Source organism: Nostoc foliaceum FACHB-393 (genome assembly GCF_014698505.1).
GTDB lineage: Bacteria > Cyanobacteriota > Cyanobacteriia > Cyanobacteriales > Nostocaceae > Nostoc > Nostoc foliaceum_A.
Genome location: NZ_JACJTD010000001.1, coordinates 179,766 through 193,621, shown reverse-complemented (window position 1 = coordinate 193,621; position 13,856 = coordinate 179,766). Strand labels below are relative to the sequence as shown.

The 13,856-nt window shown below is 39.4% G+C and carries 10 protein-coding genes; 2 read left to right on the top strand and 8 right to left on the bottom strand.

Annotated features, from left to right (window positions below):
- The first annotated feature begins 1,417 nt into the window (after positions 1–1,417).
- Positions 1,418–2,692, top strand: a complete 1,275-nt coding sequence (locus H6G92_RS00810; RefSeq protein ID WP_190889783.1) for an MFS transporter — start codon at positions 1,418–1,420, stop codon at positions 2,690–2,692.
- A gap of 16 nt (positions 2,693–2,708) precedes the next feature.
- Here H6G92_RS00810 and glpK read toward each other — a convergent pair whose 3' ends face one another.
- The 6 genes from glpK to egtC all read right to left on the bottom strand — a co-directional run bounded on the left by glpK (position 2,709) and on the right by egtC (position 11,396).
- On the bottom strand, positions 2,709–4,223 hold the full coding sequence (gene glpK / locus H6G92_RS00805; protein WP_190889781.1) for a glycerol kinase GlpK: 1,515 nt from the start codon (positions 4,221–4,223) through the stop codon (positions 2,709–2,711).
- A gap of 151 nt (positions 4,224–4,374) precedes the next feature.
- On the bottom strand, positions 4,375–5,544 hold the full coding sequence (locus tag H6G92_RS00800) for a PAS domain S-box protein (protein WP_190889779.1): 1,170 nt from the start codon (positions 5,542–5,544) through the stop codon (positions 4,375–4,377).
- 1,039 nt (positions 5,545–6,583) lie between these two features.
- Positions 6,584–7,876, bottom strand: coding sequence for a hypothetical protein (locus H6G92_RS00795; protein WP_190889777.1), 1,293 nt, complete (start codon positions 7,874–7,876; stop codon positions 6,584–6,586).
- Between the two features lie 969 nt (positions 7,877–8,845).
- Entirely contained in the window at positions 8,846–9,070 is a 225-nt protein-coding gene (locus H6G92_RS00790) for a hypothetical protein (protein WP_190889775.1), read from the bottom strand.
- Between the two features lie 191 nt (positions 9,071–9,261).
- Positions 9,262–10,326: an L-histidine N(alpha)-methyltransferase gene (egtD, locus tag H6G92_RS00785; protein ID WP_190889773.1), complete on the bottom strand. Its 1,065-nt coding sequence runs from the start codon at positions 10,324–10,326 to the stop codon at positions 9,262–9,264.
- Between the two features lie 281 nt (positions 10,327–10,607).
- Positions 10,608–11,396 (bottom strand): ergothioneine biosynthesis protein EgtC, encoded by a 789-nt coding sequence (gene egtC, locus H6G92_RS00780; protein ID WP_190889771.1) that lies wholly within the window; start codon positions 11,394–11,396, stop codon positions 10,608–10,610.
- On the opposite strand from egtC, the gene H6G92_RS00775 reads away from it, so the two are divergent.
- A complete protein-coding gene (locus tag H6G92_RS00775; RefSeq protein ID WP_199344636.1) occupies positions 11,395–12,159 on the top strand; it encodes a nucleotidyltransferase domain-containing protein in 765 nt (254 codons plus the stop codon). The two genes, egtC and H6G92_RS00775, sit on opposite strands and share 2 nt — an antisense overlap.
- A gap of 673 nt (positions 12,160–12,832) precedes the next feature.
- On the opposite strand, the gene H6G92_RS00770 is transcribed toward H6G92_RS00775, so the two are convergent.
- Positions 12,833–13,213, bottom strand: a complete 381-nt coding sequence (locus H6G92_RS00770; RefSeq protein WP_190889769.1) for a DUF423 domain-containing protein — start codon at positions 13,211–13,213, stop codon at positions 12,833–12,835.
- Between the two features lie 50 nt (positions 13,214–13,263).
- Positions 13,264–13,743: a hypothetical protein gene (locus tag H6G92_RS00765; RefSeq protein ID WP_190889768.1), complete on the bottom strand. Its 480-nt coding sequence runs from the start codon at positions 13,741–13,743 to the stop codon at positions 13,264–13,266.
- Between the last annotated feature and the right edge of the window lie 113 nt (positions 13,744–13,856).

The window sequence follows — 13,856 nt, the reverse complement described above, 5'->3', positions numbered from 1 at the left end:
CCTTAAGATGTCAGTAGTATTTTAAAACAGCTATCAGTTATCAAAGTTTAAGATGGGAATTTAGACCCCAAATCAAACTTACCACGCAATAGTTGTGCCTTTTAAGGGGGTTGGGGGATCTCTTGTGTGTAAGTCCTAATTAGATAATTACCTACTGAAAAACTCCGCAGACTTGGCAGTAATGAGTCACGCTTTCTTTCCATACCTGGGTTTTACACCAGTATTTTATCGCTTTCAACCTTTTGCGATCGCCTGCATGAGTGCCGCTTCAACATCAAACCTACTTGGCGTATTCTCAATCTTGACAAGCAGATGATTTCCCAAAAGCCGTTATTATTCAAGGCTTTCAGCTTAACAAGCGTGCCATTCGACACTTTGATGATCTGTTTTCAAATTCTACTTTGTCCTCTCCCTACTGCTAAATACGCCCGGACAATACAGGCGATTGCTCTAGCAATACTTTAGGGACTTCCAGAAATTAAATTATCCAATTTCTGGACTTCACTACGACTATCCCTCCCCCTGCTCCCTGCCCCCTGCCTCTATAGCGATGGTATATTTTTTTATTTGGAAGTCCCTTACTCTCCCAAGCTATCAGTACAATCGCGGTTTACAGTATTTGTTTTAAGTTGCTAGAGCATAAATTGCCAAAAAGATTGCAGATGCATAATTTGGGATTTTTTACAAAAATATTCTCCAATGATAATTTAAGTGCGCCATCTGGGAACAATTTATGAAGCTCAGGTTTTGTTCGCTACTTACCACTTAAGTAAGTGCCTAAAAAAAGAACATAAACCTGTTTAAAATGCTGCCCAAATTTCCCCAATAGATAGAGGAATAAATCATCAGTGAGTCAAAAAATAGAGCTGCTGCCATCAATGTTGGCAACTGTGTCTCCTCCTTACTTAACTTAGCAACTTAGCGCAAGGAGTTTAATTTTATAAACAACACTAAGGTTAGTAATGATTTGTCAGATGCTAGCTGGGCAAAGGCGAACAATAATTGTATAAACTCCTTGCTACTGAAGAAGTCCATTCGTTTCTAGCAACTATATACCTTGTTTGAGTAATAACTGGAGAGATGTTATCTCTAGCAACGTAACACTCAACTTAGAGCTAAAGCTAAAAGTTGAAAACTCTGCAAATCTGAGGGTCTGGGTGGTAATAAGCGCTATTTTCTATTACTGTGCCCAGCTATCGCTCAATCAAGGTTTATTACGACTTTAGGGGAGCATGATTCCAGCAGAACCTGACTAATAAGGGCAATAAATAGCAGAGATATTTCTCGCTCGTCAGACTGAGGGATTGATTACTCATAGCGTTATTTTTCAAATTTTTAATTATCTGAATGCGGCTTGAACAAAGCCGAATTTTGATCTGCAAAAAAGTAATTATCTACACTTGCGATATCTATAAAAATGCTTAATTCTGAAATTCAAAAAGACCTTCGTCATAACTTGACTGTCAATGTTGCCGAAAGTGCATTTTTTGGTTTGGCAACTGGTTTTGCTTCCTATATCACGATTATTCCTCTATTTGTTAGCGGTTTTACCAATTCTGCATTACTCATCGGTCTGATCCCAGCTATTCCGCGTTTAGGTTGGCAACTACCTCAGCTATTGACGGCTGATAAAATAGCTCGGCTACAGTATTACAAACCAACTGTAATGTGGTTGACAATTCACCAAAAACTTCCTTTTTTTGGATTAGCACTGGTCGCTTTATTACAGCTACAACTCAATAGCCAAACTATCTTACATCTGACATTTGCCATACTCATTTGGCAGGGACTAGGCAGCGGATTTAGTGCTACTGCTTGGCAAAGCATGGTTGCTAAAATTATTCCTTCTGGAAGGCTTGGCATTTTTTATGGTGCCTTGGCGGCGGCTGCTAATCTAATGAGTATTTTTGGTGCTCTGATAGCTGGTTTACTGCTCAAGGAAATTGCCCAGCCATTTAACTTTGCTCTCTGTTTTTTGTGTGCTAGCGTTGCGATGGCTCTATCTTGGTTTTTTATGTCTAGGACGCGGGAGCCAGTAAGTAATCCATTATTTACCTTTGAAACTAGACGTGAATTTTGGGACAGTCTTAGTGTGATTCTCCGGTACGATAAGAATTTCCGTTGCTTTGTGATCACACGTATGCTTTCACAATTAGCACTAATGCCACTTCCCTTCTATACACTCTATGCCGTACATCAACATTGGATGGGAGAAGCATCTATTGGGATAATTACTGGTGTGCTGATGGTAACGCAAACTATTGCTGGATTGGTTTTGGGCTGGGTAGGCGATCGCTGGGGTCACAAGTTGGTCTTGGAGACTGGTTCTGTTGTTTGTGCGTTTAGTTCGGTTTTAGCTGGGCTAGCAACAAATGTAAACTGTTTTTACTTGGTGTTTATAGGAGCAGGGATAGGTATGATCGCTCTGCAAAATATTGCTGCGGTAATGACCTTAGAGTTTGGTAACCAGCGCGAACGACCAGCCTATATTGGTCTTGGCAATACCCTTGTTGCCCCTGCCACGCTTCTTGCTCCCCTATTAGGTGGATGGATAGTTGACAATATTGACTATAGAACTGCCTTCTTGGTGGCAGCTATCGGTGGATTAGTTACAGCGCTGGTTTTGCACGTAGGAGTACGCGATCCACGTTATCTGGAACAAAATTATAGTAACCATTCAGTTAAAGTCTGACCTGAGCAGTAAGCATCTACTCCACCCAAGCGAGAGTGCGTTTCACTGCTTTTTGCCAAGTAGCAAAGTTGGACAATGAATTATCGCTCCTTGGCTCAAACACACGCTCAATCTGCCGTTGCTGCACCAGTGCTTCATAGCTCTCCCAAAATCCTACAGCTAAACCTGCTGCAAATCCTGCACCCTGAACGGTCGTATCGCGCATTACGTTTCGTTCAACTGCAATACCTAATACATCAGCTTGGAACTGCATCAGAAAATTATTCTCGCAAGCTCCACCATCCACGGTTAATCGCCCAACTGGAGTACTGCTAGATGCATTAATTGCTTGCACCACCTCCAGAACTTGGTAAGCGATCGCTTCCAACACGGCGCGTACTAGATGCTCTGGTTGTACACTGGCCGTAATGCCGAAAAAGGCTCCCCTAGCACTCATATCCCAGTAGGGTGCGCCCAGTCCACTAAATGCAGGTACAAAATATACTCCGCCATTATCTTTTACCTGATTTGCCATAGTTTCAGTTTCAGCAGCAGTTTTAATCAGCTTGAGGCGATCGCGCAACCATTGAATACAAGCTCCACTAGTAAACATACTACCTTCTAGGGCATAGCCGACATTTAAAGCCCCTCTTGGATTTGCTTGTGTCCATGCCACTGTAGAAATAAGTTGATGGTGTGAGCGCACAATTTGATCGCCTGTGTGAGCAACCAAAAAGCTACCAGTGCCGTAAGTACATTTCATCAAACCGGGGCGATCGCAGCCATGACCAAATAGAGCAGCTTGCTGATCTCCCAAGATGGCAGTGATGGGAATTTCAGCGCCCAACAAAGTAACATCAGTAACTCCAAATAGTCCTAAACTAGGCTGAATCTGGGGCAAAATATGCGCCGGAATCTGAAATAGTTCTAGTAAATTCTCATCCCACTGACAGGTTTTGAGATTCATCAACATTGTACGGCTGGCGTTGCTGTGGTCAGTAGCATGGACTTTCCCGCCTGTGAGGTTCCACAACACCCAGCTATCAATAGTGCCTGCTAAGACATTGTTTAGGTCAACATCTGTAAACTTGTCTAATAGCCACCTGAACTTAGTAGCAGAAAAGTAGGCATCGATGATTAATCCGGTGCGATCGTAAATTTCATGAGCATAACCTTGCTCTTGTAATTGGTGGCAAAGGGAAGCAGTGCGGCGATCTTGCCAGACAATCGCTCTATGGAGTGGTTTACCAGTAGTTTTGTCCCAAATCAAACAGGTTTCGCGCTGCACAGTCAGTCCCAGTGCTGCGATCGCTGATGCAGCAATCTGGGCATTTTCGATTGCGGTTTGCATTACCCAACACGTATCCTGCCAGATTTGTTGAGGGTCATGTTCTAACCATCCGGGCTGAGGATAATACTGAGTTAGTTCTTTATATGCCTGTCCAACAATCTTGCCGTCTGCGTTAAACACAAAGGCGCGGTTGCCTGTCGTACCTAAGTCCAGTGCTAAGATGTAGCCCGATGATGGAGTTGTGTTACCAAGTGTGTGCATAGCTACTTTGACATGCTGCGATCGCGATTTTAGCAATACACGTCAAATTAGATATACATTATTTTGAGTACATTTTTGAATGCTGCGAGCGCGTAGCTTTTTTGCAGGATAACAATGATGTTACATTTCCTTATAGTTATTCCATAAGTAATTAATCAAAATCTCTCAATATCATGTGTTTTTTTAAGTCAAAACTGATTATCCCTTCTTCTTGTAATTTGCCGATCAATCGTGTAATTGTTACCCTGGTAGTGCAGCAGGCGCTAGCAATATCCTCGTGAGTAAAGCGAACACTTAAGCGAGTCCCCCCCGGCACAGTTTCACCAACTTCCTGTTTCAAAAGTTGTAATAAATGGTGCAAGCGCTCTTGTACTCGTCGTCTTCCACATATTACTAAAAAAGATTCTGTTTGCCGTAAACGCTGATTAATTTTTGGTAAAAGGATATGGCTCAAGTTGGGGGAAGCTGTTATCTCTGCTGCATAAATTGACACCAGTTCAACATCAGAAAGGGCTGTTGCTTGGTAAATGTTTAAAGATGTTAAACTAGAGCCAAAAACCATTCCAACTGTTGCCAATCCTATTAACACTTCTTCACCTGTTTCACAGTAGGTACTAAGTTTGACTAAACCTTGGCAAACATACAAAATTACTAATGGATTAAGGGGAATAGTTTCTCCTTTAGAATATTTATGCACGGGACGATCATAGAAGAGGTCGCTATCATTTTTGACTAGCGTTGATTCTGCTCGCCTCCGTTCTGTAATATTACGTAACACCCAGCGTAGAGACGTTGCCTTACCCTGCGGATTACGGGCAACTGCCACTGTCAAAGCTGCATCAAATAATTCACCATGACGTTGTTGCAAGCGGATCAATAGCTCTCTAACTATGTCTGATTGCGATAGTTGGATAAGTTCGTTGCGAAGGTGCTGACGTTCTTCTAAGGAGACGAAGTTAATCATCGGTTTACCCACCAAAAATTGCTTTGAAACATTGAGCAATTTAGCTGCGGTATGGTTAGCTTCTTCGATGATTCCTTCTGTATTAGTCACTAAATAGGCATCAGGCGCAAACTCAAATAATTCTTGATAGTGTTGGCGTTCTGTTTCTAAGTAATTCCGTGTTTGTATTAGTTCCTCATTTTGCTGATAGAGTTCCTCTGCTGCTAGCTGCACTACCTTTGAAGTGTTATAGAGTTCCTTAAAAGCTTGCGGCAGCAGATCCGGTGAAATCCAAGGTAATACACTAGCAGTTTGGTATAAATCTGCTAAACGATTGTGCAATATTTCTGAGCGTTGGATAAATTGTTCTATGTTCACCTTAAATTCCCGCTACTTAATTGCAGAGTCTAAGCAAAAAATCCACTAGGTAAATTCTTGGAAAAATCGCAGCATTGCTTGTATTGCTGACTTATCAATTTAATTAGTTATAAACTGCAATTATTATTCAATAAAATCAAAATCTATAAGAGTAGATTTATTCTAGGTTTTCGATAATTTATGTCCTATAGGGCTACACGTGGTCTAGTTTTGAAAATGACACTTATTGCATTTAACCTAGATGCTCAAAGCAGATAGAATCTGGGTAATTTTGAGACTGTCCATTGACAACTTTTGCACTTAGATGGTTTTTTACAAAAAGGTTACGGCATTTTCCTAAGTATTACTTCTACCTATAGTAGGAAGACTTGTTAAACTCAGCTAAATAGGAATGCAAAATTAGCTGATTTCAGATTGTGCCACTTTCTGACTAAAGTTATATGCCAGTCACAATTATGACTAGTAGAGAAATTAGATAAAACAGTACGGTCAGAAAACCCTGGATCTAAACTTTAAGTTCCCATTCATGTTAAACCCACTTTGTCATTCTCCCAATGAATGATTTAGTGCTAATAATAATTGTTTCCATCATTACTCAGAATAACTGATAATCTTTTACCCAACGTCCATCACAAGCATTAAGGCACTACTACCTAAGATATATAAGCTAAGTTAAGTTTATTTGTGATTATGAATACCTTATTTTTAACAAAAAGATTCCCGATTTTTTCAATAAGTCGGGAATCTGAGCTTTTCAAGCTTTACAAATCCATTAAGGAACTATCTGGTATAAGCAAGAGTAAGACTAATGGATATTAATAATTTAAAACCATTTGTATAGAAGATCACATAAGAACTTAACAATTATCCGTCTCTTTAGTTAGAGGATAAATCAAGCAGTAAGCTGTTGTAATTTAAAAATGCGTAACAGCTTATCAACGCGCAAGTTATAAGGAGTGATAGGTGAGGTGTAAATATTATAAAATCTCATCTCGTCACTCCTTTTTACTTACTTCAGTTTACAGCGCTTTTCAAGTAATTAACGGATGCCATCATGATCAATAGCGCTGTAACTGTCGCTGGGAAAAAGCCCCAACCAAGGGTCAGAACTAGGAGTTAAAAATAGTTGGGCGTATACTTGTTCATTGAGCGCTTCCACACTGCTTGTTTGCTTACCCTGCGTGAACCATTGATGAATTTGGCTGTGCAACATATATTCATTTCTGACAGTATCTAAAGCCATTGTGGCTTCAAATTTTTTCACTATTATCGGCAAATTATTTTCTTGAGTGTTAGCAGGCTGAGACTTTTTAGCTCTGATTAGAGAAATGCTATTCTGATCTAGCTTGGCATCGGCAGCATAGAGTTGAGCGATTTTGTTCCAGACTTCTTGATCGGTTATTTTAACTAAAGCGTTCTGATTTTGTTCAGCATCAGACTGGAGAGCATTCAGCATTGGCCTTTCAACTACCATCTTAGAAACTGCTAGAGAACTTGCTATTTCTGCTGTAGGTGGCTGACTGGGATTACTTGGAGATTGCAGCAACTTAGGGGGAGACTGGATACCCAGGCGGGATAAATCTGCAACCCATTGGGCTTGGATGGAGTTCATGCGATCGCTGTGGTATTTTCTTAAAAAAGACTCGCGATCGCTTTGTTTAAGTTTACTGTAATTTTTTACTGCTACTTCAGCCTGCTGTAACTGACGCAAAAATGCTTTGGGACTATACAGCCCTGGAATTGCATCGATTGGACGACCCGACCCATCCAATACATAGTGAATACTATTGCCTGTAATCGTCCGCTCCAACTTGCGTCCGTCGCCAAAATCAATAGTTACTTTGGGTACAGGACGCACTGATTGCCAGTGCAAAATGAAGCGGTCTTGAAGCAGTTTAGAAATTTCACTATTCGGATACAGCGCTACCCTGAAAAACCTACTATTAGCACAACTCAAATCTTGATCCAGCCTGCCCAGCAACCGCAGAGATAAAATAGGTTTACCACTAGTTCTGGCAGCAGCTTTGGCTTGTTCTATATCAGTGTACCAGTACAGACGAGAGGCGTAACAGTCCCGTTGTTGGCAGAGTTCGTCTAAAGCTAGCCGGAGTGTAGGGGAAGGTAGAACTGCATCTGAAGAATTGATATTTAACGTATCGGCATAGGATTTAAGAAATATTTGTAACCCGCTTGGGCCCTGTTTCCGAAGCACAGAAGCTTCCTGAGATAGCTTGGAGATTTTAGCTACAGGAGTTTGAGCATCAGCTGTCTGCAAAAAACTAAAGCTGACTAGCATGAGTGTGAAGGGATATTTGAAGGTTCTAAATTTCATATATTTCCAGAAAAATAGGAGTGCGGGTTTGCCATCACTAATTAGAGAAGTCTAGTTTAACTTGTAAAAATGAACAGTTGCTCTGAAAGTTTCAGATAGGATAGTAAACCTTACAATATCGACATAGATAAAAAATTTACTTTAATTGTTAGCTGGCTCGTATGATAGAAACGGGATGCTGCTTTACGATGTCTATGGATAAACTCATCTAGCAATCTTATGTAAATTGTAAAGATTATCGAATAGAGAATTTCATCAATAATTTAGGACTGCTTTAAACAAAAAATTGTATCAGTATTTCCATAACATAGGCAGATTACTATCTGTCCCTAAACGCATACATATATTTTTCATGAAATCCACTTCATAAAAGTCATCTTTTATTAAAAGTTTATATACTATTGGTTGTAGCTCATTAAATATGCGGCTTAATACCTGATTGACTGAAAATTATGTTTGTCAAAAACTTCAGTAAAATTCCTCTTTTAATAAGAATATAAATTCAACTAAATTATTAATAGTTGTGCTGGCTTAGTTGATAAATAAACGTCAATTATTCCAGGTGTATCTATATTGCAGACTCTTTATAAGATAGATTCCGTAATTCTAGAATAACCGCTCTCTTACTCTTAAAAGGAGACCAGAGTTTAGTTTCCCTATACCTTGCAGGAAAGGTAACTGAAGGGGTTAGATTTTTGTCAATGAATCGATGTACTCAGCGGCATTCAAGTCTGAAGCATGTGGTACCTACCAGTCTATTCATCTGAAAATCGCTGTAATCAGGTTTTATTTGTGAGTGGAGTGATTTATCTTGGAAAATCACGATTTTATTTTGAACTGAGAACAAATACAACTTCTTGAAGCTTTAAAAATTTATTAACCGATTTGAAAAATCCCCATGCAACAATATATTTCTAATCTGCTAATACTGGTATTAGGAACAAGTTCGGCTTTCATTATTACTCCATCTCAAGCTGAAACTCCGGTAAAATCCAACAGCCAAAATACTGAGAATATTACTTCCATATCTTCAAATTCACCTTCGGCTATCCAATTGAGTGATTTTGCCAATTCTACTAATAGTAAACCACCTATTCTCTCAGAGGCAGCCAATAACTCTTCTGGTACTAATGCCAATATAACTGCAACTAAGCCGAAGCCACGGGTTCCTATATCCAGTAGAATTTTTCCCACACCTTCGATGCAGCAATAATCAGGGGCTAAATATTTAGTTTACTCATTTGGGCTGATAGAGATGTGTCTTAAAACATAATATACAGCACTATATAGTGAAAATACTACACCAGTGAGAGAGAACAATTAGAATCTCTCTCACTGGTGTGGACTGTTTTTGTTAAGTCTATATTGGACTCAACTGAGAACCCCTATATATATGAGGCATACTCTGATTTGCTTGATGCTTGCATTTGACAGAGCAATAAACCAAACCATTGATTTGGATCTGTCCATACTTGAAGAGGTAATAAACCCTGTGCAGTGAGTTGCTGCTTGATAGTATCGAGGTCAAATTTGCGGGAAATTTCGGTGAGGATAGTCTCACCTAGTGCAAAATTAACCTTGAGATTAAGAGCGCGTAATTCTACAATTTGCGATCGCTTGCTGCGTAAATGCATTTCTATTTGATGCTCACTTTCATTGTAAAACGCCCAGTGTTCAAACTGCATGGTGTCGAAATTGCCATCAAACTGTTGATTTAAATGCTCCAGCATATTGAGATTAAATGCTGCCGTCACTCCCTGGCTGTCGTTATAAGCTGGTTCCAAAATCTGTTTCGGCTTTCGTAAATCTATCCCCAACAAGAAATACTCACCTACTTGTAGGGCTTCTGTAATTTGAGAGAAGAACACATCGCACTCACGAGGTGTAAGATTACCTAAACTGCTACCAATGAAACCAATCATCCGGCTGGGTAATTGCGTCGGTAGGAGTTTTGCAAGGGCTAATTCATAGGTTCCCGCTAAAGCATAAACTTGCAGTAAGGGATAATCTCTTAATAATTGCTTGGCGCTACTTTCCAATATACCTGCACACACATCAATTGGTAAGTAATGCAGGGGATAGCCTAGCTGCTGGTAGGCATCTAGTAAAATGCGGGTTTTAGTAGAACTGCCACTGCCAAGTTCTACTAATTCACAAACGCCAGTTATATTGGCAATTTCGCCAGCAAACTGCTGTAAAATCGTTGTTTCTGTGCGTGTGAGATAATATTCTGGTAAATCACAGATTTGCTCAAATAGCTCAGAACCACGGTCATCATAAAAGTAACAGGGGGGTAGAGATTTAGATGTTTGAGTCAATCCCTTCACTACATCACTTCCAATACTAGATGCAACTATTTGAGTTGCTCCTATCAGATGCTGTATCTGCAAGCGTTTTTCAACGCTGTTTTGAGAAGTAACGTTCCTGTTGACAGCTTTAGATATTGACATTAAACCTCCGTATGCTTGGCGTAATAGGTTACCTTTAATGGCAAACCTTTACCCTAATTAGTGAAACATATAGCCATAGCTAATAAAATCATGCCTGAGCAATATTGCTCAAGCTTTAAAGCTATTTTTAGGTATTTTCCCATTCAAATGGCAATATATATGACCCAAAGCGGCTCTCAGGATGAGGCTGACTACAGAATGTGGTTTCATTCATATCTTAAAATAGTGCAAAAGTTTTCAGGCAACATTCATGGAAGGTTTGAAAAATAGACTTTTTCACACTAAATTTGCTCAATTTGGATCTCACAGTCTGCTTCCACAGTAATGATGCTATTTTCGGGAAAAGCATTCCAATTACCTATGAATAGAGGTTCTGACGCAATAATTACAGATTTTGAAAAAGTCGGATCATCTCGAATCCAATAAAGAGATGGAGCCGGGGAAGTGGTAGCAAAGCGAGAAGCTATCAGCCGATGTCCGTCACTAAAGATTACATTGATTGAGGCTTCTACTTGATAGCGCTTTGCCATCTCTAATAGTGTTAATAATGTAGTACGTAAAGCATACTCTAGGGGTCGATGTTTATTAATTTTACTTTGTGAAAGTAACAATGCAAAAATGTGTTCGGAGTCAGTACTGCCATTAATTTTTTCATAAAAATCTGGAGTTAAAGTGCTGCGGATTTTTCTGTGTAATGTTTTGCGGAAATTTTCGATTCGTCCATTATGAATAAATAGCTGTTGTTGATGGTTAAAGGGCTGACAATTAGCAAAATCTACGGCTTGTTCAGATGTAGCACTGCGGACATAAGCAAGTACACACTTTGATTCAACATAACGGCTGAGACTGGGTAGGTTTATGTCATTCCAAATAGGTAGGATATTTTTATAGATAAATGGTTCGATATCTTTTTGGCTATGATACCAACCCACACCAAAGCCATCTGCATTTACTACCCCAGAAGTCATTTCGCGTGGTTGATAACTCTGGACTATCAGCGAGTGTTCTGGTTTATACAAAAGATATTCTAAAGAAACAGGCGAACCTAGGTAAGCAAGTAAACGGCACATGATGAATATTCCACCTTCTATTAACACAATTATTGGGCAACAGCCTTACCCGCTTTTATTCACCATTATTAGTGGTTCCCACTTATATGGTTTTCCGTCACCTGATTCTGATTATGACTTGCGTGGGGTGCATATTTTACTAGTTCAAGAAGTAGTGGGGTTAGAGACTGGGAATGAAACTATTGAAGTTTCCGAAGTTCGCGAATCTTTAGAAATTGATTTAGTAACTCATGATGTCAAAAAATTCTTTTTAATGCTACTTAAAAAGAATGGTTATGTGTTAGAACAACTATATTCACCTTTAATAATAACAACTTCACCAGAACATGAGGAATTAAAATATATTGCCAAAGATTGCATTACCCGTCACCATTATTACCATTATATTGGTTTTGCAGCAACACAATGGAAACTTTTTGAAAAAGAACACACCCATAGATTAAAGCCATTACTTTATGTTTATCGAGTTTTGTTGACTGGAATTTATTTGATGCAAACAGGTAGAGTTGAAGCTAATCTAATTAAGCTAAATGAGGTTTTCAATTTACCATATATTCCTGATTTAATTGCCCAAAAGCTAGCAGGGGAAGAAAGGTCTGTTTTGTCAAATGTTAATATAGATTTTCATCAAATAGAATATGAACGTCTGCGTAATCAGTTGCAGGAAGCATACAAATCTAGCCTATTACCTGAAGTACCTTCAGCGAATGCGGCTTTGCATAATTTGCTGGTACGCCTGAGAGCTAATACCAATTCTATGTGAGGCTGCGCTTTATTCACGTAGCGGTAATACCCTACGGTAAACCGCTTCTCTACATTCCCTGCGGGACGCTTATACCAATTCACAAAAATCCTGATACATATAGATTTCTCGTAGGGAAATGGCATTGCCATGCCCTTACCAGCGTATTTGTATCTTCGACCTAGGAGTATGCGTCCACATGAATTGCCGCTACAGTCTGTAGTTTTGCATCAGTCCTATAGGCGCAGATTTAAACAGAAATGGTATAAGAGTTATGAATTATGAGTTATTAAATTTCCGCGCTAGTTTTTATTAAAACAAAAATCTGATAGTTTGAATTTTTTATTATACATCATTTATAGAGTAGTGGCACTAGTTTAGTTGTGTTTTTATTAGTAATCAGATGACAAACTCTGTCCCTTGTTAAAATTATGATATTACTTCTATTTTACCGTTATGTTTGTCAATTATCTGATAACAAATATTTAAACTTTATTTGTAAATCCTGTTTGAAAATATTCTTGTTGCTTACAAGACTTCCAATTAAAAAACTATCCAATTTGTAGGGGGCGTTAGATAGAAGGAGGTAACACAGGTGAACTAATAGATGGCACGTTACACTTCATTAATGCACCCTACAAATATCGGATAATTGATTTTTTGGTATTCCCTTAACTTTTAATTTCTAACTTTTTTACAACTTCAAATTCCAAGCAGCAAAAGCTAAAGTACCCCAACCAGCAAGAAAGGCTGCACCGCCTAGCGGTGTAATCGCTCCTAAGGATTTAATACCAGTTAAGCTAAGGGCGTACAAGCTACCTGAGAAAATAGCAATGCCAATGATAAACAGCCATCCGCTGGCTACGAGAGTGGGTTGAGGAAATTCGGTGCGACTAATTAGTATTGCTACTAGAAAAAGTGCCAGAGCATGATACATTTGGTAACGAGCGCCAGTTTCAAAAATTTCTAGCGATCGCTCACTAATTTTTTCCCGCAAGGCATGGGAAGCAAAAGCACCAGCAGCAACTGACAAACCGCCTAAAATGGCAGCTACGCTCAAAAAAATCTGCGTCATTAGACCTAGCCGTAAGTTGGTGTGGAATTTAACGGGCCATTAGATATCAATTAGACATCAAAATGATATGATACAGCGCCCTCTTCGTTCACCTTAAAGTTTGCATTGAATTCTTTAGCTTTTTCATCTAAATATTGTCTGGCGTTAGCTGCGGGTAGTTGTGACTGCATTGCAAAGCCTAAAACAGTGACGCGCCCATGATTTTCTTGTAGCATCTCATAAAAAATCGATTGCAGGCGATCGCTAACTTGTTGATTAAGCGCCTTTTTCTCCTGTCGGCTTTGACGGTATAATCCCAATGCTAACCATGTACCCAGTGTTAAGGTAGGAACACCAAAAATTAAACCACCAACAGCAGCATTATCATCTTCATAAGTAGCATTTGGTGCGTTAAACTCATACTCATCTGTGGGTATTATGATGGCTTTACGTGTAGCAAATTTTTCAAATGCCGCTGTTGCTGATAGAGTTACAAACATGAATCCAAGTGTCAGTAGCCAACCGGCAGCCAATTTTTCAGCAGTTTTCATAGTTCCACTTCAGATTTGAACTTTGCTAGCGATTTTAACCTGACTTTCGCAAAGGTTCTAGTATATCAATCTACTCCTGACGATAGGTTTGTAAGCGCTGCTTCGATAGCATC